This window comes from Rhodovastum atsumiense, assembly GCF_937425535.1.
GTDB classification, from domain to species: Bacteria; Pseudomonadota; Alphaproteobacteria; order Acetobacterales; family Acetobacteraceae; genus Rhodovastum; species Rhodovastum atsumiense.
Genome location: NZ_OW485601.1, coordinates 4,691,793 through 4,714,032 on the forward strand (window position 1 = coordinate 4,691,793; position 22,240 = coordinate 4,714,032).

A 22,240-nucleotide genomic window follows, 5' to 3' on the forward strand; every position below is an offset into this window, starting at 1 on the left:
ATGGATCTGTCCTTCGCGGCGTTGCGGCCCGAGTACCTCGCGCGCTGGCAGACGCTGCAGCCGCGCGTGGGCGTGGCGGCGGTGGCGGCGGACCTGGCCACCGGGCTCGCCGCCGGGCGGGCGCGCTACGACGCCATCGGCGGTGGCGTGCCCTGGTGGTGGATCGCCGCGATCCACCAGATGGAAAGCTCGGCCGATTTCGGCCGGCATCTGCATAACGGCGACCCGCTCGGCGCGCGCACGGTGCATGTGCCGTGCGGCCGGCCGCCGGACGGGCAACCGCCCTTCACCTGGGAGAGCTCGGCGCGCGACGCGTTGGTGCTGGCCGGGGTGTGGGGGCTCGACGACTGGTCGGCGGCGCCGGCGCTGTGGCGGGCCGAACGCTTCAACGGCATGGGCTACCGGCTGCGCGGCGTGGCCTCGCCCTATCTGTGGGCCGGCTCGACCCACTACTCGGCCGGGCAGTTCATCGCCGACGGACGCTTCAGCGCCGGCGCGGTCTGCCGGCGGCCGGGCGTGGCCCTGCTGTGGGCGGCAATGGCAGCCGCCGGCCTCGCCGACATCGCCGCGTGAACGCTCCGCCGCCGGCGAGGCGGCGCTTCCTGGAGGAGAACCATGGACATCACCACCGTCGTCACGGCGGTGCTCGGCCTCGTGCCGGCCGAGTACGGCGTTCCCATGCTCACGCTCTGCGGGGCCAGCGCCATCATCGCCGCGCTGTGGCCGCGCCCGGCCGATGGCTCGCGCTGGCTGCCGCTCTATCAGCTGGTGAACGCGCTCGGTGCCAACATCCTGCACGCCCGCAACGCCCCGAACACCGCCATGCCCACCACGCCCGCCTCTACGGCGGGCGCGCCGGCGGGCCGGCCGTGAGCGCGGGGGAGGGGGGGCTGCACGGCTCCCCCGGCCGGCTCGGGCTGGTCCACCGCCCGCATCCGGCGCTGCCGCGCCTGGGGGCGCAGGCCGGGCCGCTGCGGCTGCGTCCGCCGCCCGCCTGCGACTGGCATCGCGCCATTTCCCTGGATGGCGATGCACTGGGCAATGACCGGCTCGGCAATTGCGTGCCCTGCGCCGCGCTGCGCGCCATCCAGATCCGGCGTGGCGTGGTGGCGGGGGACCGGCGCCGCCCCACCGAGGCCGCGGCGCTGGCGCTGTACCGGGCCTGGGCCGGTTATGACGGCACCGCCGCGACCGACCTGGGCACCCCCAGTGACATGGCGGCGGCGCTGTGGGCGCGCGACGGCATTGCCTGGGGCGCGCAGTGGGAGGACGTGCCCGCCATCGCCTGGATCGATCCGGGGCGGCCGGAGCAACTGCGCGGTGCCGTTGCTTTCCTCGGGCCGGTGCAGCTTGACCTGGCCCTGCCGCGCAGCGCGGCAGGGGCGGCGCTGTGGGAGGTGGGCGAGGGGCCGGATGGCAGCCCGGGGAGCTGGGGCGCGCACCGCGTCTGCGTCGGACGCTACGACGCCGACCATTGCTGGTGCATCACCTGGGGTCGGGAGCAGCCCATGAGCTGGAGCTTCCTTGCCCGCTACGGACTGAACTGCGAGGCGACGGTGTCGCGGTCCTGGCTGGACACGCTGGGGGTCTCGCCGCAGGGGCTCGACCTCGCGACGCTGGAGCGCGCGTCCAGGGCGCTGGCGGCCTGATCGGGGAGTGTGACGGCATGGCCCCCCTGCCGATGATGATGACCCTGCTGATGACCGTGGCGCTGGGTCCGGCCCTGGCGGGCTGCGCGGCGCGGCAGGCGCGCGAGGCGCGGGACTGGGCGGCCGGGCGGTCCCTCGCCGAGCTGGAATCCTGCATGGGCGTGCCCGACCGGACCGACCGGCAGCCGGACGGGGTGGTGATCGCGCAATGGGATCGCGCCGAGGCGGCGAGTTCCATGACCCTGCCGCTGCTCGACCTGGCGTTGCTGCCGGTCACGCTGCCGGTCACGCTCGCCGGGGCGGGCTCGGTCTCGGTGGGGGCGGTGGCGTCGTGCCGGGTGATCGCCACGGTGCGGGGGGGGCGGGTGGACGGGCTGCGCTATGCCGGCGACAGCGATGGCGTCGGCGGCCGCGACGCCGCCTGCGCCCCGCTGGTGCGCGGCTGCGTGCGCGGACCCTAGCCGGCCCGGCCCCTGCCCCGCTCAGGAAGCCGGTGCCGGCCGCAGCGCCGGCTTGCGTTCGTTGATGCGCCCGCGCAGGGCCTTCAGCACCCGGAAGAAGACATAGGGAATCCGGATCAGCCGGCCGCGGGCGGAAGGGAAGACGAACAGCGTCCGGTACTGCTCTTCGTGCGTGGCCCAGCGGGATTTGTAGTGGCCGAAGGCCGGCCGCATGTCGAGGTCGCGACCATTGGCATGGGCCCAGTGCGCCAGGAATTCCAGCAGCAGGGTGCCCACCGAATAGCGGGCGAAGGCCTCGTCATAGGTCGTGACGAAGCCTTCGAGGCTGTGGCCCCCGATCAGGTTCAGCGACGCCGCGACCGGCATGCCGTCGACCTTGACGAAGGTGATGAAGGGGGTCGTGGCCAGGTCGAGCTGGCGCGACAGCGCGATGAAGAAGTCCCTGATCCGGTCGTCGAGCGGATAGCGGGTGTGGATGCCGCGATCCTCGGCCCATTCGCGCTTGGTGGTGAACAGCCAGGTCAGCATCGCCTCGGCGTCCCCGGGCGTGGTGCACCAGCCGATCTCGACCTGGCCTCTGGCTTCCAGCAGCCGGCGCCGGCGCCGCAGATTGCCGCGGTCGTTCGACGACAGGCTGGCCAGGAAATCCTCCCAGCGGGGGACGTCGCGCAGGCGGATGACATAGCCGGTGGCGGCGCCGAGCCCGCGCAGCAGCCACAGCAACAGCCGCGGCTGCGCCGCTTCCAGGCATTGCTGCAGCAGCGTGCCCTGCCGCACCTGGACCTGCAGCACCTCGGCGGGCAGGTGCGTCACGGCCTCGAGCATCCGCTCGATGACCGGCCGCCCCGCCGCTTCGTGCAGCAGCGGGCCACCGTACTCGTCGCCGGTGCCGCAGGTGAGCACACGGGCGATCCGCAGTGGACCCTTGCGGTGGATGGCAAGAGGCCAGAGAACCATCAATTGATGATCCTGGTACACCAACAGGACAGCTACGGTTCCACCGCCGGCGAAGACATGTTCTGCCGCCATCGCACAATATTGATAAGTCTGGGTGAAGGAATAATCCCCGGAATTATTAATGAGTATATCCCAGTCGTGGCGTATGGATCTGAAGGCGTCCAGGTTGTCCACCGTTCTGACCTGATACCGTAACTCCACTGGAACCCTCCGTCACGGAAACGGGCTGGCGCTGCCTGGGGGCGTGGGCGAAACCGGGGCAGTCGCTTCGTAGTACGATGGAATATTTACGGCGCGTGGTGTTTTCGTAACAAACCCATTGAGGTGATGGCGATCACTTGTGCTGGTGTTGACGATTCCACTGCACGCTATAATTGAGAAACCGTTGCCAGGAGGCGATTTTCCAGCGCTGATTTGTAACTAAAGATAGATTTTTGTTCGATTTGCTTGCGATTCGATGCCGATGTCATCGGGGGATAATCGCCTGTCGCGACAATCTGTGGCGTGGCCTTTTGCCGGCCTCGCGCGACCTTGCCCGCAGGCTGACCAGCCACGACGCATCATCGCTTCCGCCGCTGTGCCGGGCGTTGCATGAACGCGCCCGGGTTGCGCGGGACAGGCGATGATCGGCGTTTTCGATTCCGGACATGGCGGGCTGACGGTGCTGCGCGCGCTGGTGCGTGAGCTGCCCGACCGCGCGTTCGTCTATCTTGGCGACCACGCGCATGCGCCTTATGGCGATCGGGCGCCCGATGACATCTACCAGCTCACGCTCGCCTCGCTGGAGCGGCTGTTCGCGCAGGGGTGCCGGCTGGTGGTGGTGGCCTGCAACACGGCCGCGGCCATCGGTTTGCGCCGGTTGCAGCAGACCTGGCTGCCGCGCGCCCATCCGGACCGCCGGGTGATCGGCGTGCTGGTGCCGATGGTCGAGGCCATCACCGGCATGCCGTGGCAGGCGACGGTGGAAGCCGGGCGGCACCGCGGCGAGCCCCGCACCATCGCCGTGTTCGCGACCCGGCACACGGTCGAGAGCGGTGCCTTCGTGCACGAGATCGGCAAGCGCGCGCCGGAGATCACGGTGGTGCAGCAGGCCTGTCCGGCGCTGGTGCCGCTGATCGAAGGGGCCGCCCCCGCCGAGGCGGTCCGCGCCGCGGTGCGCGGCTATGCGGCGGAGCTGATGCAGCGCCTGGGGGGCGTGGTGCCGGATGCCGCCCTGCTCGGCTGCACGCATTACCCGCTGGCACAGCCCTGTTTCACCGAGGCGCTGCCGGGTGTGGAAATCCTCTCCCAGCCGGACATCACCGCGCGCAGCCTGGCCGCTTATCTGCGGCGCCATCCCGATCTTGATGCGATCGGGGCACGGCCGGTGCGCTTCTACACCACCGGTTCGGCCGAGCGGGTTTCGCTGATGGCCAGCCGTTTCTATGGCGAGACAGTGACCTTCCGCGGCCTGGCGCCGGTGCGCCCGGGGAACGCGCCATACCGGGCTGCTTCGTGACCTGAGCTTTCCGTCCGATGCTGCCATGTGATTGGTGGGGATCAGGTGGCATTCGGAGCCGATGCGTCTTCATTGACACTGTGTCTGAAAACACTGCATATTTACTACAGGAAAACAAAACACATCAGCAATTATTGCTGATGCATTAGTTTTGAATTCGCAAATAATGCCGAGCGAACGTCCCATGTTGCGCGTGCGCGGATTTTTCCTGGTGGCCATCGTCATGATGGGGGTTTGGGTACCCGCAGCGGTTTTTGCTGCCCCTCCGGGATCCCTGGATTATCTTGAATCCCTGGCCACTCGCGTGCGGGCGGCGGCACTGCTGGAAAGCGTCGCCCGCCAGACGCTGACGCCCGATCCCGCCCAGGCGTCCGTGGGGGCCCGCGCCAGACTCGCGCAGGCGCGTCGCGACCTGCACGTCGCGGTGGCGGCGCTGACGGCCGCGATCAAGGCGGACCCGTCGCTGTCCGCGGGCGACATGCGGGGCCGGGATGCTCTGCGCGCCGGCGATGCCATCGCGGCGGCCGCTGGCGGGGAGCATGATCCCCACGGGGAGCCGCAAGGCGCGCGGCCGGCGGCGGACTGGGACCAGGCGATCGGGACCCTGCTGGAGGCGACGGAGCAACTCCTCGCCGAGCTCAAGGCCGGGCGGCGGGTCCACTTCCAGGAGGGGGCAGGCAAGACACAGGCCGATGTGGGAGGCGGGCTGCCACGGTTCGATGTCGGCTTCTATCTGCGGGGTGGCGCCATCGGCGGGGCGGTCATGCTGGGGCTGGGATGGTTGATATGGCGGACGGCAAAGAGGCAGGAGCGCCCGACCCGCCATGGCAGGCGGTTTCCCTGCGGCGGGTCCGCCGAGATCCGCGACGAGGCCGGGCTGGTGCGGCACGGGCAGATGGTCAACGTCTCCTGTGGTGGGGCCGCGGTGCGGCTGCAGGCAGGGGCGGCGGGGGCACTGAGGAAGGACAGCCATGTGACGCTGCGCCTGGAGAACGGCCTGACCTTGCCGGGCCATGTGGTCGCCCATGCCGAGGGCCTGCTCCGGCTGGGCTTCGACCATATGGACGAAGAGACCCAGAAGTCGTTCTGGGATTTCCATGACCGCCAGCGCCTGGCCGTGGCCGACTGATCACCCCCGTCACCCGGGGGCGGAACCGGGGGCGGCGGCTGGGCTGTTGCTTTCGCCAGCGACATCCCCGCCTTCGCGCGCCACGGCCTCGTACTCGTCGGCCAGTTGCAGCAGGATATCGCGGATCAGCGGGTCCCCGGGATGCGAGGCCATGCGGCGAAGGCGGGCGGCTTCGTCCAGGCAACAGCCTGGTTCACGTCGACACCGGATGTCACACGGCATGCGATATCGTAGCTGCATGGCATTCAATTTGCGGGGGAAATAGCGCCGCCGCAAGCAATCAAAACGTTATATAACCGTTATAATGCAGGGGCTGCCAGGGGGGGATGACGCACACCACTGTACTGCTAAGCCACAGGCCCGCGTGAATCCGAGGAGTGGCTGCGAATTCCAGGGCGCGGCCGGTGGCGTTCCGCGGCAGCGGCAACGCCCGGTTATTTACCGGATTTGCAATTTTACAAAAACGGTTGTCGCTCGCGCAACAACTTTCATACGCGGAGTTTTACTTTTCAATGCATTCTTCTGCCGTTCATTAAATATTTCCTGACTTGGCCGTTGCTTGGACTTTGGTGTCAGTATCTTCACAAAACGGCGGTGACACGCCTTGGAGGGGGGAGATGAATGAAGCGGGATATGATGACGGTCTGGTTCATGGGCACCGCTGGGCGAGCGAACCTTTTGGATACTGTCCACGCAAGCCTGCGCTCAGGCGCCGACACGAGGCAATGCCGCCGCTGGCGACGGCAAGGAAAGCCACGACGCTGATCGCGCAGGACGAGGCGGGCCTCGATCTTTTGGCGCGTCGCCGGGCACGGATCGTCCTCGTCGATTGATGCATCCGTCCAGGGTCGCCGCGGGCGACCTGCATGGGCGGGCCCGTAGGGGCAGGTGGTCTGCCTGCGCGCGGGTGCCCGGGCTGTGGGGTGCCCGATGCCGTTCCTTCGGGGGGCGGTGTGCCGGCGCGGGGCATCAACCGGGCGAATCACGAGGGCGGCCGTCGTCCAGGTATCCAAAGGTAAACGATCAAGCGAAAACGCCTTTTCGCATCGCAATCGTGGTCTGACTGCAAGTCATCGCCGCTGACGATCGCAGCATAATGTCAATGCTGTAGAAGAGAGCGCTTGTCCTGTTTTACCATTGGAGTGACATTGATGAATGTGGACGTGAAAACTGCGCCTGCTCCTGCTGATGTCTTGCTTGACTCGCCCGTCATCGCCAGTGTTGGCGTGATCGGCGCCGGCCAGATGGGCAATGGCATTGCCCATGTCTGCGCCGTCGCGGGGCTGCCGGTGGTGATGCTGGATGCCAAGCCCGAGGCCCTGGACAAGGCCATCGCCACCATCAGCCGCAATCTCGACCGGCAGGTGCACAAGAACCTGATCAGCGCCGAGGACAAGGCGGCGGCGCTGGCGCGCATCACGGCCAGCGGCGACTACGCCGCGTTCGACGATTGCGACATCGTCATCGAGGCGGCGACCGAGCGGGAAGAGGTGAAGAAGGCGATCTTCCTGCAGCTCGTGCCGCATCTGAAGCCCTCGGCGATGGTGGCTTCCAACACGTCGTCGATCTCGATCACGCGGCTGGCCGCGGTGACCGACCGGCCCGAGAAGTTCATCGGCATGCACTTCATGAACCCGGTACCGGTCATGAAGCTGGTGGAGATCATCCGCGGCATCGCCACCGACGAGCCGACCTTCCAGGCGGTGATGGCGCTCGCGCACCGGCTGGGCAAGACCACGGCGGTGGCCGAGGATTTCCCTGCCTTCATCGTCAACCGCATCCTGGTGCCGATGATCAACGAGGCGGTCTATGCCCTGTACGAGGGCGTCGGCCATGTGAACTCGATCGACAGCGGCATGAAGCTGGGCACCAACCATCCGATGGGGCCACTGGAGCTGGCCGACTTCATCGGGCTGGATACCTGCCTGTCGATCATGCAGGTCCTGTATGACGGATTGTCCGACAGCAAGTACCGGCCCTGCCCGCTGCTGGTGAAATACGTCGAGGCCGGCTGGCTCGGGCGCAAGACCGGGCGCGGGTTCTATGACTACTCGCAGCATCCCCCGCGGCCGACACGCTAGGCTATCTTCGTCCGTCACGTTGCCCGTCGCAAGCGGGGGCAGGGCGTGCCGGCCGTCCTGGCGGTGCTGTGGTGGACGAGGCAACAGGCAACCGGGCCTGTTGCCGGGATTCCTTCTTCTTCTGCGGAGGTCAGCATGGCGAGGCTTACGGACAAGGCGGCCGGGCAGGTCATTCGCATCGTCACGCCCGAGGACGAGGACAGGGTGCGTTACCGCGCCGCCCTGCTGCGGGCCTGTGACAATGCGCCGGGGTTCCTGGCGACGGGCTGGATCACCGTTCCCTGGTTCCTGGCGACGTCGTTGATGTCGTTCCAGGCGGAACTGCTCGCCCGTCGGCTGCGCCGGGACCGCTGATGGTATGCCGCGCAGCGCTTTTGGGGTGCAGGGGCCTTATGGCCCCTGCCGGGTCCAGGGCAGAGCCCTGGCCTTATTTTTTCTCGTCTTGCGCGCAGGCGAGGAGGGCCTGCAGGGCGTCCAGGGTATCGATGCCCAGCAATGCCACGCCCCGATAAAAATCCGTATCTGCCCGTTTATTGATCTCGTGCAGGCATGACCTTGCCCACCGGTCCGGATGCTGCGCGAAGAATGCTGCCGCGGTGGCGACGTCGTGCCGCGCCCGCTCCGGTTCGCCCTCCGCGGTTGCCTGCCCGGCGCGGGTCAGCAGGGTCGCGAGGAAGGCGAGTTCGAAAGCCAGGTGGTCTGCGGGTTCACGCCATGCGCCGGGCGGCGCCAGCCCGGCCGCGGTGAAGGCGGCCGCGACCGCATGGGTGCAATCGGCGAACAGCAGCCGTTCCTCGGTCGTCCACACCGATTCCCACATCGGCACCGGCGCCTCCGGCCCAAGGAACAGCCGCGTGTTGTCGTGCTCGATCGCTTCCAGCGTGATCGTGTCCAGGGAGGCGAGCGCCTGCCCCAGCAGGGCAAGCCCCGTGCGGCCTGCCTCGCCCGTAGTGCCGGGTGGCCAGGTTTCGGCGATGTGGTCCTGCGCGCAGCGGTGCAGCAGGGCCCGGTCGCAGCCGGGGCGGAGCAGTCGCGCCAGGAAGCCGCAGGCGGCGCCATGGGCGAACAGGGTGTTCGCGTCGGTCATCGTTCCGCTCCGGTGCGGGCCCGGCTACAGGCCGAAGAGCACGTGCATGCGGAAGAAGGCGAGCCGTCCGAGCGCCTCTCCCGCCAGGGTGACCAGGAAGGCGCAGGCGCCGAGCATCGGCACCATCGCCATGCCGTTGCGCAGCTTGAGGATGGCCCCCTGGGCGAACAGCGCCACGCCGGCGACCAGCAGCACCAGCCGCAGCGCGAACAGCCCCAGCCCATCCCCCAGTACCACCGACAGCGCCGAGATGCCGCGGGCATTCGTCTCCGCGCCGGCGATCAGGCTCATCGGGATCTCGACCACCTTCGCCGCCAGCCCCAGCCCCAGGGCCAGCAGCAGCACGGTGGTCACGCGCAGCAGCGGCGCGCCCAGTTCCAGCCCGGTGGCGCGGGCCCAGTGCAGCGAGACCAGCGCACCAATGGCGATGGTGCCAAGCAGCAGCGCCGATCCGGCGAAGTTGAGCAGCGTCGCCGGTGAATTCCAGGCCGGCACGGTGACGATGGCGTACACCTTGCTCATCGCGAAGACGCTGGCCAGGCCGGAGAGTCCGGCCAGCAGCGCGAGCGGCCCGGCCAGGCCGGCGAGGCCCTCGGACCGACGGGCCAGCGTCAGGCCGGCGAGGCAGGCGAGGAAGGCCCCGGTGCACAGGATTTCGCGGCTCAGCCAGGATTGCCCGAGATTGAGCAGGGCGAAGGGGCTGTGCGCCGGGGTGCCCAGATGGGCGAAGGAGAAGGCCAGCCCGATGCCGCCGAGCACCAGGGCGACGATTTCCCGCTGCGCCAGCAGGCGCCGTGCGCCGGGGCCGCCGGCGAGGCGCGCGAGTTCGCCGACCACCGCCATCCCCGCCGCCGTCTGGACCAGCAGGGTGAAGACCACGAGCGGCCAGTCTTCCGTATACATGGCTAGACTTCCTCCGGATTGGCGATCCTGCCGGATTTCGAGCCCAGTGGCCGCGCGGTCCGTCCGGGCGAGACCAGCAGGTTCGGCCGGGTGATGGCGGGATCGGGCAATGGCGCGATCGGCACGGACTCACCCCATTGCCGTTCCAGCTCCTCGCGTTCCCCGAAGGTAAGGGAGCGGGCCGGGCAGGCGGCGACGCAGGCCGGCTTCTCGCCCTGTTCCAGGCGGTCCTTGCAGAAATCGCATTTGGTCATCACCCCCAGCGCCGCGTTGAACTGCGGCGCGCGATAGGGGCAGGCCCATTCGCAGTAGCGGCAGCCGATGCACTTGGAGGCGTCGACGCTGACGATGCCGTTGGCGTCCTTGTGCATCGCCGTGGTCGGGCAGTTGCGCACGCAGATCGGGTCGTCGCAGTGATTGCAGGAGATCGACAGGTAGTAGGCGAAGACGCTCTGGGTGAAGGTGCCGTCGGCGCGCGCGACCCAGTCGCCGCCGCTGTATTCGGAGACGCGGCGCCATTTAACGCCCTCGGGCAGGTCGTTCTTGTCCTTGCAGGCGATCATGCAGGTCTTGCAGCCCGTGCAGGTCGCCACGTCGATGTGAAACGCCGGATGCTTGATCATGGCGCGGGTTCCTTACGCCCTGGCGACCTGGACGAGGCTGGCATGCTGCGGATTGCCCTTGGCCAGCGGGCTCGGGTGCTGGGAGGTCAGCACGTTCGGGCTGCCGGCGCGGTCGCGTCCCGTGGCGTCGGGGGTGTACCAGGCGCCTTCGGGCAGCAGCACCACGCCGGGCATGACCCGTGGCGTCACCTTCACCTGGATCAGGCTGGTGCCGCGCTCGTTGAAGACGCGCGCCGTCTCGCCGTGGCGCAGCCCGCGCGCCTGCGCATCGACCGGGTTGATCCACAATTGCTGCGGCGCGACTTCCTTGAGCCAGGGAATGTTCCCGTAGGTCGAGTGGGTGCGCTGCTTGTAGTGGAAGGTCACCAGCTGCAGCGGGAAGTCCTGCCGCTTCGGGCTGAGATAGCCTTCCGGTTCGTGGGTGAATTCCGGCAGGGCGGGAATGCGGTCGCCCGGCGGCAGCTCCCACTTATGACCGATGTCCCACAGGCGCTTCGAGAAGATCTCGATCTTGCCGGACGGCGTGGCCAGGGGATTGGCCTTCGGGTCGTCGCGGAAGGCTTTCAGCGCGACCAGCGGCGGATTCGGATTGCGGACCTTGAAGATGCCCAGTTTCCACGCTTCCTCCAGCGTGGCGGGCAGGTCCGGCAGCTTCTTGCGGGAATCGTCGAGCAGGTACTGCAGCCACTCGGTGCGCGTGCGCCCCTCGGTGAAGCGTTCCCGCACCCCGAGCCGGCCGGCGAGGTCGGCGCAGATGTCGTAGATGTCGCGGCATTCGAACAGCGGCTCGATGACCCGCTGCGCGAAGATCGCATAGGCCATCTCGCTGGCGGCCTCGGAGGGCGCGAAGTCGTCCTCCTCCAGGTTGGTGGTGCCGGGCAGCAGCACGTCGGCGAAGCGCGCGCTCGGTGTCATGAAGTTGTCGATCACCACGATCATCTCGCACTTGGTGTCGTCGGCGAGGATCTCCGCGGTGCGGTTGATGTCGGAGTGCTGGTTGACCAGGGTGTTGCCGGCGTAGTTCCAGATGAACTTGATCGGGGCCTTCAGCCGGTCGGTGCCGCGCACGCCGTCGCGCAGTGCGGTCATCTCCGGGCCACGCAGGATGGCGTCGGTCCACGTGAACACCGAGATCGCGTCCTTGACCGGGTTGGTCAGGGTCGGGAACAGGGTGATGGGCAGGCTGAAAGAGCCCTCGCGCGCGCCGGTGTTGCCGCCCGGGATGCCGACATTGCCGGTCAGCACCGCGAGCAGCGCGATGGCGCGGCAGGCATCCTCGCCATTGGCATGGCGCTGCGGTCCCCAGCCCTGGCTGATGCAGCAGGGCCTGGCCTGGCCGATCTGGCGGGCCAGCCGGATGATCGTCTCGGGCGGGATGCCGCAGATCGGCGCCGCCCAGGCGGGCGTCTTGGCCTGGCCGTCCGGTCCCTGGCCCAGCACATAGGCCTTGTAGGAGGAATTGGGCGGAATGCCGTCCGGCATGTGCGCGTCATCGAAGCCGACGCAATAGGTATCGAGGAAGGACTGGTCGAGCATCCGCTCCTCGATCAGCACATGCGCGATGGCTGCGACCAGGGCGGCGTCGGTGCCGGGGCGGATCGGGATCCACTCGTCGGCGATCGCCGCGGTGTCGGTGAAGGTGGGATCGACCACGATCAGGCGGACATCGCTGCGCTTCCGCGCCGTCAGCACGTCGTAGATGATGCCGCCGCCGCTCATGCGCGTCGCCGCGGGATTGTTGCCGAACATGACCACGAGCTTGGAATTGGCCATGTCGGAGGCGGCGTTGCCGAGATTGATGCCGTAGAGATAGGGCATCCCGGTGGTGATCTGGCCGGTGCTGTACGTGTTGTAGTGGTTCAGGTAGCCACCCCAGCAATTCATCAGCCGCGCCACCGGTGTCATGCCCGGCGGCCAGCATTTCGACATCAGCCCGCCCAGGGCGCCGGTCGCGTAATTGAGGTAGAACGCCTCGTTGCCGTGGCGCTGGCGGATGTCCTGCATCTTCGCGGCGATGGTATCGAGCGCCTCGTCCCAGGAGACGCGGCGGAAACGCGCCTCGCCGCGCTTGCCGGTGCGGATCATCGGGTATTTTAGCCGGTCGGGGGCGTAGACCTTCTTGCGCATGGAGCGGCCGCGCAGGCAGGCACGCACCTGGTGCATGCCATAGGTGTCATCGCCGGAGGCATCGGTATCGATGCGGGTGATCGCGCCGTCCGCGACATTGGCGCGCAGCACGCAGCGACTGCCGCAGTTCACGGTGCAGGTGGTGGTGACGATCCGCCCACCGGCCGGGCCGGGGGTTCCGGCGGCCGGGGCGGCCTGCAATACCCCGGTTCCGCTTCCCAATGCTCCAAGTCCTCCCAGGGCGGCGCAAAGTTTCATGGCCGCGCGCCGCTTGATTTCACCTGGCTGGGGCACATGCGAATGCTGCATAACAATGCCTTTCAGGTTGATATATTGCCGATCAAAATTAGACCCATTGGCGCAACGGGCCTTGACGCATATCAATCGATTGAAAAGCGCGACGGTTGTGCAGCCGTTGATACAGTTCCTTACAGGACATTCCTGGCCGCGTGCTTCGTAATCCCTGAAACTGCGATGTCATGTGTCTGGCGCGACATCCCGCCCGCGCGCGGCTCGTTGCCGCGTCGGTCCACACGGGCACGAAAGCACAGGTGAGAACAAATGTGTCGGGAGCGGCCTTGCGGCCGGCGAAGGCCCGCCCTGCGTGGCGGCGATCCCTCGCCGCGGTGGCTCTCCGGGAAGGTCCCGGAGAGCCGGAACGTCAGGTTTCGTCCGGATCGTGCAGCGGCGATGACCAGCACCATTCATCCGGCAACTCGCCGCCAGCGGCCAGGACGGGACGGAGTGCCGTTTCCGTCTCAGGGCGCGTGACGAAGTTCATGGCCCGCCGGGAGCGCCGGGACAGCAGGACATGGCTGCTGATCCCGTCAGGCCCCTCATTGGTCAGCAACACCGTCTCCCAGCCGCCTTCCGGGCCGCCGGCCGGCCGGATGACGACGAAGCCCCCACTTGCAAGCGCGGCGGCGCTGCCTTTCAGCGATTCGGCCTGCCATGGCGCCCGGCCGTCCACGGCCTCGGTCTGGATCGGCACGAAACCGTCTTCCTGGCGTGTGCAGGCACGCCCGGCCTCGGCCATCAGCTCCGCGTCGGAGAGCGGCAGCGGCGGCACCAGTTCTCCGCTGGCGACAGTGGGCTGGGGGCCGAGCGCGCGGGTTTTTTCCAGCTCGGCACGATGCGCCTGCTTGTCTGTCGGGGCATGTGATTGCGGCTCCACCGCGCCGGTCTTCTCGCTGGCGGTGCGGCTTGGCCGTTCGTTCTCAAAGCTGCGCAGCCCGGTCGGTGGTGTCGTGGTCATGGTCCGGCTCCTGCGGCGACAGGGTTGCGCAAAGACCATGGCTTCGGACCAGGAATATGATGTTTGGACATGTCTCCCCCAGATGATGCGGCGTACGGCTTCGTGCCCTTCATGAGCTTCTGCCGGCTCATGCAGATTAGCCTATCGGGCATGCCCTGATAATCGCCGGATGGGCGCGCAATTATTTCTGCTTGTTTTCTGGTCTGTTCAGGTGGGCGCGTCACGCCCTGGAGCATTTACCGTTCGCATTGGCTCACGGGAAATGCTCTGGCTCTTTGTTTGGGCAGGCATCTCTATCCGACGCGCAGACCCGTTCGGTCGGATGATGCCCTAGGCGCCGTCGGTCCAGGCGACGTCCACGCCGAAAGCCTCGGCCTGGCCTTCGACCCAGTTCCTGGCTTCGTCTGCCGAGGCGCACACCTTGATGGCGGGTGGGCGCGGCGCGACGTCGGTGTCGGCCTCGCCGATGAAGGCGGCGCGCACGCCACCGTCCTCGATGTGTTCAAGCCAGGCACGGAGGATGCCGGTTACGGCGCTGGCTGTCGCGTCGCCGGCGGAGAGGCGGTCTTCTGACGGCATGCGGCCATGCCCCTTACGACATCATGTCTGCACGGGAATGTGCTGCAGGTCGCCTGGCTGGTCAAGATCTGGCTATTCTTTGAGCCAATGGGGCAATGCCGGGCGGGGTTGCGCAAAAATTAGGCGCTTGGCCCGGGCATTCGGTCGCGTCGGAGGCTGGCGTCATGGCTGCTGCCGCTACGGCGCGGCGGATCACGCCGTCGCGCCGTGATGCCGGTACCAGTCCCCGATACGCTGTTCCGAATCACGCGAGGGGCGGGCGCGTCCGGTGAGATTGAAAGGCTAGATATTGGCCGGCCCGTGGATGCACAGGACGGTCTGGCCGGTCGTCTCGATGGGCGAGGTGGCGGCCTGGGCATCGAAGCCCGCGTCGATGACCTCGTACATCGGCTCCCCGGCGGCCAGCGCCACGTCCTGGTCGTCGAACAGCGATATCGTGGTCAGGTGGCCATCCCGGTCGGTGACCATGTACATCGCCTGGAACCCAGGGGTGGACTGCAGCTGCCGGGCCAGCTTTCCCTTGAGGTTGCGGGTGAACTCCGCCGAGGGATCGTTCGCGACTTGGTAGCTTTTGATACTTACCAGCATCTGACGCTCCCGTTTTTCGGATTTGGCGGATACATCATGAGCGTCACAAGATGAGAATTCGATAATATTTTCGAGATTAGATGTCTTATTCGGGGCTAACCCGTCGCGCCCGTCCGCAGGGAAGGGCGCTCAGGCCAGGGCGGCGGCGGGGACCTGGGGGGTGCGTGCGGCTTCCCGCAGCCGGATCGCCTCGATGCAGATGCTGATGGCCGGGGTGGCGGTGTCGGAGATCCGGCGCGGTGCCTGATTGTCCTGGTGGCTGTGGAGCGTCAGCCGGCCGTCGGGGTGGAAGCTGACATCGACATTGAGATCTGCCGGCAGCAGCGCCAGCGCTTCATGGAAGTCACTGGTCCATTTCGGCAGGCGTCGCGTGGCGAGACCATTGGGATCGACCCAGTAATTGCGGCCGAACCATGATTTCCGGCGTCGCCAGCCAAAGTAGATGCCGATGGCCTCGTCCAGGCCACTATCGGCGGCCGTGGCGACATTCAGTTTTGCAAGCAGGGTGTCAGCGAGGGGTCGCATGTCACAGGATGCGGTCGACAATGGCTCGAGCAAGCCATCGACCCGACCATGCTCAATCCTCATGTTGCCGCCGATCAGCCTGTCAATATTCATGGTATCCGGAATGTTCCTCTATCGCGAACCAGAACATAAATTGTTTGGAGGCTGCAATACTCTGTTTTCATGCGCAAGGGATTGTGATGGTCGTCGCGACGCATCATCGTGGGCGGCAGCCTGTCAGAACCGGGCGGTGGCGCTGAGCAGGACGCGCCGTTCCACCGGAACCCCGCCGGCCGTCTGCACGATCCGGCTCTGGTTAAGCTGCGCAACGGCAAGAGCGAGGGTCAGGGTCTCGGTCACGGCGTAGCCGATGCGGGCGTTCGCGGTGAGGTAATCGGCGACGATCACCGGTCGCAGGCTGCGTCCGATGCCGTCGGTGGGCGCGTAGTCGCGGAAGCGCGATTGCCAGCGGGCCTGCAGGTCGAATTCCCACTTGCCGATGGCATAGCCGCCGCCGACGATGACGTTGTGCACCGGCGTGCCACGCTGGTAGTCGATGATGCTGTTCGGCTGCGGACCCTTGTTGACCGTGGTGTGGTCGGTGACCGAGGTCAGCGCGTAGCTGACATTCCAGTGCAGGCCCGATTCCGAGCGGCCCTTGAGGCCGATCTCCCAGCCGATCTCGTCGCTCGCGCCGATATTGCCCGCCACCGTCGCGGATCGCCCGTTCGGCGCGAGGATGGTTGGCCCGCCGAAGACGGTGCTCAGGATATCCTCGGTGCGCTGGTAGAAGATCGAGTTACGCAGCGTGGCGCCAAGGAATGGCAGGCTGCGGTCGTGGCTGAGCTCGTAGTTGGTGACCACGGCGGGGGTTGCCCCGGGATTGCCGCCGTTGGTGGCGCCAAGGATCAGCAGGCTCGGGGCCTGGACGCCGCGGGCGGTGGTCAGCCGCACCGTGTCGAGTTCCGTCACCCTGTAGACCAGGCCGGAATTGTAGCTGACCGCCGTGAAGCTGATGTCGTTGTACCAGGCGGAGGTGAAGCCGGTGCTGGTGGTGTTGCCGTTTTTGTTCAGCATCAGGTGATCGAGCCGGACGGCGTTGGTCAGCGACAGCGTCGGCGTGATTTGCCAGTCCCACATGGCGGAGCCGGCAACGACCTGGTAGCCGACCGCTCCGCCGAACGACCCGCCCCCCGGCACGAAGCCGGAATCGACGCTGTTGTTGCGGTACTCGACGCCGAGGCGCACCGCGTGGTCGGTGCCGAGCTTCACCAGGTCGCTGGCCTGGACCACGTAAACCACGTTGTTCCAGGCGATCGCGCTGGTGGACGAGCGGAAGCGCAACTCGTTGCGGTAGGCATTGAGATCGAGCAGGCCGATCGGCGTGTCTGCCTGCACGTAACCCCGCACTGCATTGGTACGATAGTAATTGGCGCTGAGCATGCCGTAGGGGGAGAAGGCGAGATTCTGCGCGCTGGTGTCCGAGGCATAGAGCCCGACCTCGACGCCGGGGGCGACGCGGACCTTGCTGTCGGCGCTGAGCACGCCGCGCCGGGGCGACAGAGGCTGGCCCGCGATGCCGCTCTGCAACGCGCTCCTGTCGTATTCCTTCGCCAGATAGCCGCCCGCCGACACGCGCAGCCCCAGGCGGTCGAAGGCGCGCACCGTGGTGATGGCGGTGCCCGCGGCGAGGCTCTGGGTGCCGGTGCGGGCGGCAAGGACGTTCACCGGGTCCTGCAGCGGATCATAGGTGACGATGTTGATCACGCCGCTGACCGCGTTGAAGCCGAACAGGGCGGAGGCCGGTCCCTTGACCACCTCGATCTGCCGGATTTCCTCCATCTCCACCGGGATGGTCTGCCAGGTGACCGAGCCGTAGTCGTCGCGATAGACCTGCCTGCCGTTGAGCAGCACCAGCAACCGGCCGTTCTGCGGCTGGTTGTTGCCGCGGATCGCCACGCTGACATCGGCGAAGCTGCTGCGCCGCAGGTCGATGCCGGTGACGAAGCGCAGCAATTCCGGAATGTTGCCCGCGCCCGAGCGGCGGATGTCGTCGCGCGTGATGATGTCCATGTTCGCCGGCACGTCGCTCGCGCGCTGCGGCTTGCCGGTGGCGGCGGTGGTGACCGGCTCGCCGAAGAGCTGCTCCAGCGCACCGCGATCGAGCTCCTGGGCGGCGGCGGGCAGGGGGGTGCCGGCGGCCAGCGCGAGCAGCAGCGCCGACACGACCTTGCGTGGCGGTGGGCACCCGATGACGGCATGGCGCCGCGGCGCGCATCGATCAGGGAATGTCCGCACGGAACACCATGTCAATTTTCGCAATCTTGGGTTTAGATTGCGCCTAAATATTCACTATAACGGCGAATGACATAGGCATTTTGAATTGCAGAATGCGAGGAAAATTTCACCAATTTGGTTTTTGTTTATGAGATGTGGCGCGGTTGCGTCGTTCTTCCTGAGTGTGACTTTATTTCAACAGCACAAATATTACGGATGCCCAGGGGCGCCGTTGTGGCAACCCAGGGGCGAAAACCGCCGGGGGCTCAGCGTCCATGGGCGGATTACCGCCGTCGCCGATACCTGCTAAGACGCCCGCCCCGCACGGCGCCGGGCCGTGCCATGAGGATCACGAGGATCATGGACCCCACCCTGCTTCGCGCGCATGCGCTCCGGATCCTCGGCGACGCCACCATCCCCGAACTGCCCCGGCATTATCGCGGCAAGGTGCGCGACAACTACGACCTGCCGGACGGGCGGCGGGTCATCATCGCCTCCGACCGCCTCAGCGCCTTCGACCGCATCCTCTGCGCGGTGCCGTTCAAGGGCCAGGTGCTCACCCAGACCGCGCGGTTCTGGTTCGAGGCGACCCGCGACATCTGCCCCAACCACGTGCTGGACTATCCGGACCCGAACGTCGTCATCGCCCGCCGGCTGGACATCCTGCCGGTGGAAGTCGTGGTGCGCGGCTATCTCGCCGGCACCACCGGGACCTCGGTGCTGACGCTCTATAAGGCCGGGCAGCGGGAGATGTACGGCATCCGCCTGCCCGATGGCCTGCGCGACAACCAGCGCCTGCCGCAGCCGATCCTGACCCCCACCAGCAAGGCCTTCGACGGCGGCCATGACGAGCCGCTCGCGCCGGCCGACATCGTCGGGCGCGGCCTGCTGAGCGCGACGCAATGGGGACAATTGAGCGAGTACGCGCTCGCCTTGTTCGCGCGGGGACAGGAACTGGCGGCGGCACGCGGCCTGATCCTGGCCGACACCAAATACGAATTCGGCACCGACGCGGAAGGCCGCATCGTCCTCGCCGACGAGATCCATACCCCCGACAGCAGCCGCTACTGGCGGGCCGGCAGCTACGCGGCCCGATTCGCGGCGGGCGAGCGGCCGGAAAGCTTCGACAAGGATTTCGTGCGCAGTTGGGTGGCCGCACGCTGCGACCCCTATCGCGACCCGATCCCGGCCATTCCGGAAGACCTCGTGCTGGCCACCGCCGCCGTCTACATCGAGGCGTTTGAAACCATCACCGGACAGGCGTTCCGGCTTCCCGAGGACGACCGGCCGGTGCTCGACCGGGTTCGGGCTAACCTGGCGCCGCTGCTGGCGGCCTGATCATTGGGGCTTTGCCCCAAACCCGACCAGGAGGCTCCGCCTCCTGGACCTCCGCCAAGGGCCACAAGGCCCTTGGATCCCATGTCTTTCGGTGCAGTTCAACCTGGAGGTCGGTGTCTTTCCGGATCCAGCGCCGCATTTCCACAACTTCGCCATCCAGAACAGGCCACCCACGCCACCGCCAATCGCTCCGATCGGCAGCAAAAGGAAGGCAAGGAAGAGTATTACCTTACCAACTTCTAAGCCCACCCCCAGGAATGCCTGAGCATAAACACTCACTAGCGCAGCAAAATAAAACAGGGAAAATAAAAACCAGGCGCCAACGATTCCCCACACGATAAAAGCTGCAGAATAGCAAAAAAGGCGCAACGGGATATAAGCGGCATCGACCCACTTCATGGCGGTCTAGTCTTGGCAGGAAAACGCGTTGCGTAAGAGCGCCATTAAGTTCTTGTGCCAGCCAATTCTTTTATTCGCCTGCAGGGGTAATCGCGACCGGTTCGGCACAGGGCGGGCCTTGCGGATGCTGGCACGCATCCCCAAGCCAGGGCCGCTCGCCGGTCAGGCCGATCCAGCCGGCCACCAGGATCGGGTCGAACCCCGCCTCGCAGCGCTCGCCTACCTGCAGCAAGGGGCGGCGGATCAGCAGCGGATCGGCCAGCATCAACGCCAGCGCGGCGGCTTCATCCAGTTGCTCCGGCTGCACCTCGCCCGACTTCACCCGCGGCGAGGACCGGTTGAACCACGCCGCCACCGGACGCGCGCCGAAGAAGCGGCGCAGCGTCGCCGCGGTCCAGTGCTCCGCGCGCAGGTCCCTGGCCTGCACCGTGTGGCCAGACGCCTCCAGCAACGCCTTCTGCCGCGCATTGCCCGCACACCCGGGCTTCTCCCAGAACGTGACGACCGCCATCGCGCCCTTCCCCCACCATCCTGCAACGACCCCAAGAAGGACACGGAACCGGCGGGCTGGCAACGCCGTTCCGGCGGTCCGGCGCGTGGCAGGGTGGCGCGGCGGGCGGCGTCCCGGGCCTTACGGAGCGCGCGTGAGGGATGGTATGAGGCGGCCGCCCGGCCTGCCGGCCGGAAGCGGCGGTGCATTCCCCCGGTCGCGGCGGGAGTGGCCGCTGCGATTTTGTTTCGAGAAGGCCGGGCCGGGAACACCGGCGCGGGAAAGCCATGTTGATGCGCCTCTTCCGTTCATTGATGCCGCAGGACGAGCGTTTTATCGAACGGTTCTGCCGGCACTCGGAGAACGTGGTGGGCGGCGCCATGGCTTTCCGCGACATGTTGGCCGGCAAGGCCAGCGTGGAGGCCTGTTATGCCGAGCTGTGCCGATTCGAGGACGCCGCCGACGAGGTCACCCGCGAGACGGTGACGGCGATCCACCGCAGTTTCGTCACCCCGTTCGACCGCTCGCAGATCCTGGACCTGTCGACCGCGCTCGATGACACCATCGACCTGATGAAGGAGGCCGGACGGCGCATCCGCCGCTACGACGTCGCCTTCACCCCGCAGATGCGCGACATGGCCGAATGCGCGCTGCGCGCCACCATCGAGATCCGCGACGCCATGCCGTTGCTCGGCGCGATCCAGTCCAATGTCAGCCGCCTGAGCCAGATGCAGCGCCAGGTGCGTGCCGCCGAGAGCGAGGCCGACGACCTGCTCGACGCCGGGTTGCGCGCGCTGTTCGAGGGCACCAGCTCCGCCGGCCACAAGCTGACGGTGGAAAAGGTCTATGACCTGGTGGAATCGGTGGTGGACCGCTGCGAGGACGTGGCCGACGTCATCGAGGGCATCGTGATCGAACAGGTCTAGGCGGCGCCGCGGTGACCGGGATGACGCTCGCGACGGCTGCCCTGATCGGCCTCGCTTTGGCTTTCGATTTCCTGAACGGGCTGCACGATTCGGCCAATTCGATCGCGACCGTGGTGTCCACGCGGGTGCTGCGGCCGTCCTTCGCCGTGATCTGGGCCGCGTTCTTCAACTTCATCGCCTTCCTCTTCTTTGGCCTGCACGTCGCCAACACCATCGGCAACGGGCTGGTGGCGGGCGGCCTGGTCGACCCGGCGGTGATCTTCGGCGCGCTCACCGGCGCCATCGTCTGGAACGTGCTGACCTGGCTGCTCGGCATCCCGTCCAGCAGCAGCCATGCCCTGATCGGCGGACTGGTGGGCGCGGCCATGGCCAAGGCCGGCCCCGGTGCGGTCATCTGGGGCGGGCTGTCCACCGTTGCCTCGGCGATCGTGCTGTCGCCGGTGACCGGGTTCCTGCTGGCGCTGCTGCTGGTGCTGGCGGTGTCCTGGGCCTCGGTGCGCACCACCCCCTTCGCCGTGGACCGGCGCTTCCGGGTGCTGCAGTTCGTTTCCTCCTCGCTGCTCAGCCTGGGCCATGGCGGCAACGACGCGCAGAAGACCATGGGGATCATCACCGTCCTGCTGTTCTCGCAAGGCGTGTTGCAGGGCGAGTTCCACGTGCCGCTCTGGGTGGTGCTGGCCTGCCAGGCGGCGATGGCGCTGGGCACGCTGGCGGGCGGATGGCGGATCGTGCGGACCATGGGCACGCGCATCACCCATCTGAAGCCGATGCAGGGATTCTGCGCCGAGACCGGCGGCGCGCTGGCGCTGTTCGGCGCCACCTGGCTTGGCGTCCCGGTCTCCACCACCCATACCCTGACCGGCTCGATCATCGGGGTCGGGGCGGCACGGCGGACCTCGGCGGTGCGCTGGGGCGTGGCGCGCGGCATTGTCGTCGCCTGGGTGCTGACCCTGCCGGCCTCGGCGCTGGTCGGTGCCATTTGCTACTGGCTGGTGGCCACGCTGGCGCGATGACGGCGGTGCCGCCCGCTTGCCGGGCTATGGCATGGGCCTCAGCCCTGGCCGGGGGGCCGTGTCGGCGACGCTGAGGCCGACATGGTCGCCGGGCGGCAACGCGTCCGCCGTATATCACCGCCCAGGCGTGTGCGGGGAAACTGGCCGGTCAATGCCTGATGGCAGGGGGTATCTGATTTAATATCGAAAGTATTTCCTCGGATTTTAATTTGCATTGTCGATAATTTTACTTTGACCGCATGAAGCTGATCTTTGCTTGTGTGCCCTGGCCTGCGCGTGCTGCCGAGGTGATGTTGCTGTCCGTTTTTTCTCGCATGGCAGTTCCGATGGCCAGGAGGATGGCAATTATTCGGAAT

24 protein-coding genes are annotated in these 22,240 nt (G+C 67.1%); 12 read left to right on the forward strand and 12 right to left on the reverse strand.

Going from position 1 to position 22,240, the window contains the following annotated elements:
• The 4 genes from NBY65_RS21150 to NBY65_RS21165 are packed head-to-tail and all read left to right on the forward strand — an operon-like array spanning window position 1 to window position 2,110.
• Window positions 1-573, forward strand: coding sequence for a peptidoglycan-binding protein (locus NBY65_RS21150; protein ID WP_150039602.1), 573 nt, complete (start codon window positions 1-3; stop codon window positions 571-573).
• Window positions 574-615: 42 nt separating this feature from the next.
• On the forward strand, window positions 616-873 hold the full coding sequence (locus tag NBY65_RS21155; RefSeq protein ID WP_150039603.1) for a hypothetical protein: 258 nt from the start codon (window positions 616-618) through the stop codon (window positions 871-873).
• Complete coding sequence (locus NBY65_RS21160) at window positions 870-1,649, forward strand: hypothetical protein (RefSeq protein ID WP_150039604.1); 780 nt, start codon at window positions 870-872, stop codon at window positions 1,647-1,649. Before NBY65_RS21155 ends, NBY65_RS21160 begins: the two co-directional genes overlap by 4 nt.
• Before the next feature lie 17 nt (window positions 1,650-1,666).
• Entirely contained in the window at window positions 1,667-2,110 is a 444-nt protein-coding gene (locus NBY65_RS21165) for a hypothetical protein (protein ID WP_162530445.1), read from the forward strand.
• A gap of 21 nt (window positions 2,111-2,131) precedes the next feature.
• On the opposite strand, the gene NBY65_RS21170 is transcribed toward NBY65_RS21165, so the two are convergent.
• Window positions 2,132-3,067 (reverse strand): GNAT family N-acetyltransferase, encoded by a 936-nt coding sequence (locus tag NBY65_RS21170; RefSeq protein ID WP_150039606.1) that lies wholly within the window; start codon window positions 3,065-3,067, stop codon window positions 2,132-2,134.
• 622 nt (window positions 3,068-3,689) lie between these two features.
• Between NBY65_RS21170 and NBY65_RS21175 the strand changes: the two genes are divergently transcribed.
• Window positions 3,690-4,565, forward strand: coding sequence for a glutamate racemase (locus tag NBY65_RS21175; RefSeq protein ID WP_150039607.1), 876 nt, complete (start codon window positions 3,690-3,692; stop codon window positions 4,563-4,565).
• A gap of 304 nt (window positions 4,566-4,869) precedes the next feature.
• Complete coding sequence (locus tag NBY65_RS21180) at window positions 4,870-5,694, forward strand: PilZ domain-containing protein (protein ID WP_150039608.1); 825 nt, start codon at window positions 4,870-4,872, stop codon at window positions 5,692-5,694.
• 9 nt (window positions 5,695-5,703) lie between these two features.
• Here the strand turns inward: NBY65_RS21180 and NBY65_RS21185 are convergent, their stop codons facing one another.
• Entirely contained in the window at window positions 5,704-5,847 is a 144-nt protein-coding gene (locus tag NBY65_RS21185; RefSeq protein ID WP_162530446.1) for a hypothetical protein, read from the reverse strand.
• A gap of 464 nt (window positions 5,848-6,311) precedes the next feature.
• Between NBY65_RS21185 and NBY65_RS21190 the strand changes: the two genes are divergently transcribed.
• The 3 genes from NBY65_RS21190 to NBY65_RS21200 all read left to right on the forward strand — a co-directional run bounded on the left by NBY65_RS21190 (window position 6,312) and on the right by NBY65_RS21200 (window position 8,129).
• Window positions 6,312-6,527 (forward strand): hypothetical protein, encoded by a 216-nt coding sequence (locus NBY65_RS21190; RefSeq protein ID WP_150039609.1) that lies wholly within the window; start codon window positions 6,312-6,314, stop codon window positions 6,525-6,527.
• Between the two features lie 318 nt (window positions 6,528-6,845).
• Entirely contained in the window at window positions 6,846-7,775 is a 930-nt protein-coding gene (locus NBY65_RS21195; protein ID WP_150039610.1) for a 3-hydroxybutyryl-CoA dehydrogenase, read from the forward strand.
• 135 nt (window positions 7,776-7,910) lie between these two features.
• Window positions 7,911-8,129, forward strand: coding sequence for a hypothetical protein (locus tag NBY65_RS21200; protein WP_150039611.1), 219 nt, complete (start codon window positions 7,911-7,913; stop codon window positions 8,127-8,129).
• Window positions 8,130-8,202: 73 nt separating this feature from the next.
• Here the strand turns inward: NBY65_RS21200 and NBY65_RS21205 are convergent, their stop codons facing one another.
• The 9 genes from NBY65_RS21205 to NBY65_RS21245 all read right to left on the reverse strand — a co-directional run bounded on the left by NBY65_RS21205 (window position 8,203) and on the right by NBY65_RS21245 (window position 17,667).
• A complete protein-coding gene (locus NBY65_RS21205; RefSeq protein ID WP_150039612.1) occupies window positions 8,203-8,862 on the reverse strand; it encodes a TorD/DmsD family molecular chaperone in 660 nt (219 codons plus the stop codon).
• A gap of 24 nt (window positions 8,863-8,886) precedes the next feature.
• Window positions 8,887-9,765: a dimethyl sulfoxide reductase anchor subunit family protein gene (locus NBY65_RS21210; RefSeq protein ID WP_150039613.1), complete on the reverse strand. Its 879-nt coding sequence runs from the start codon at window positions 9,763-9,765 to the stop codon at window positions 8,887-8,889.
• A 2-nt stretch (window positions 9,766-9,767) separates the two neighbouring features.
• Window positions 9,768-10,388 carry a DMSO/selenate family reductase complex B subunit gene (locus NBY65_RS21215; protein ID WP_150039614.1) on the reverse strand — a complete coding sequence of 207 codons (621 nt, stop codon included), beginning with the start codon at window positions 10,386-10,388 and terminating at the stop codon, window positions 9,768-9,770.
• 12 nt (window positions 10,389-10,400) lie between these two features.
• Complete coding sequence (locus NBY65_RS21220) at window positions 10,401-12,824, reverse strand: DMSO/selenate family reductase complex A subunit (protein ID WP_150039615.1); 2,424 nt, start codon at window positions 12,822-12,824, stop codon at window positions 10,401-10,403.
• A 352-nt stretch (window positions 12,825-13,176) separates the two neighbouring features.
• A complete protein-coding gene (locus NBY65_RS21225; protein ID WP_150039616.1) occupies window positions 13,177-13,770 on the reverse strand; it encodes a hypothetical protein in 594 nt (197 codons plus the stop codon).
• Window positions 13,771-14,100: 330 nt separating this feature from the next.
• Window positions 14,101-14,349 (reverse strand): hypothetical protein, encoded by a 249-nt coding sequence (locus tag NBY65_RS21230; RefSeq protein WP_150039617.1) that lies wholly within the window; start codon window positions 14,347-14,349, stop codon window positions 14,101-14,103.
• Between the two features lie 282 nt (window positions 14,350-14,631).
• Window positions 14,632-14,937: a hypothetical protein gene (locus NBY65_RS21235; RefSeq protein ID WP_150039618.1), complete on the reverse strand. Its 306-nt coding sequence runs from the start codon at window positions 14,935-14,937 to the stop codon at window positions 14,632-14,634.
• Window positions 14,938-15,066: 129 nt separating this feature from the next.
• Window positions 15,067-15,462 carry a hypothetical protein gene (locus tag NBY65_RS21240; RefSeq protein ID WP_150039619.1) on the reverse strand — a complete coding sequence of 132 codons (396 nt, stop codon included), beginning with the start codon at window positions 15,460-15,462 and terminating at the stop codon, window positions 15,067-15,069.
• Window positions 15,463-15,678: 216 nt separating this feature from the next.
• Window positions 15,679-17,667 carry a TonB-dependent receptor plug domain-containing protein gene (locus tag NBY65_RS21245; protein WP_150039620.1) on the reverse strand — a complete coding sequence of 663 codons (1,989 nt, stop codon included), beginning with the start codon at window positions 17,665-17,667 and terminating at the stop codon, window positions 15,679-15,681.
• Window positions 17,668-18,078: 411 nt separating this feature from the next.
• Between NBY65_RS21245 and NBY65_RS21250 the strand changes: the two genes are divergently transcribed.
• Window positions 18,079-19,056, forward strand: coding sequence for a phosphoribosylaminoimidazolesuccinocarboxamide synthase (locus NBY65_RS21250; protein ID WP_150039621.1), 978 nt, complete (start codon window positions 18,079-18,081; stop codon window positions 19,054-19,056).
• 469 nt (window positions 19,057-19,525) lie between these two features.
• Here NBY65_RS21250 and NBY65_RS21255 read toward each other — a convergent pair whose 3' ends face one another.
• Complete coding sequence (locus NBY65_RS21255) at window positions 19,526-19,966, reverse strand: ArsC/Spx/MgsR family protein (protein ID WP_150039622.1); 441 nt, start codon at window positions 19,964-19,966, stop codon at window positions 19,526-19,528.
• Window positions 19,967-20,238: 272 nt separating this feature from the next.
• Between NBY65_RS21255 and NBY65_RS21260 the strand changes: the two genes are divergently transcribed.
• Window positions 20,239-20,871: a DUF47 domain-containing protein gene (locus tag NBY65_RS21260; RefSeq protein WP_162530447.1), complete on the forward strand. Its 633-nt coding sequence runs from the start codon at window positions 20,239-20,241 to the stop codon at window positions 20,869-20,871.
• Window positions 20,872-20,891: 20 nt separating this feature from the next.
• Entirely contained in the window at window positions 20,892-21,884 is a 993-nt protein-coding gene (locus NBY65_RS21265) for an inorganic phosphate transporter (protein WP_150039624.1), read from the forward strand.
• Window positions 21,885-22,240 lie beyond the last annotated feature (356 nt).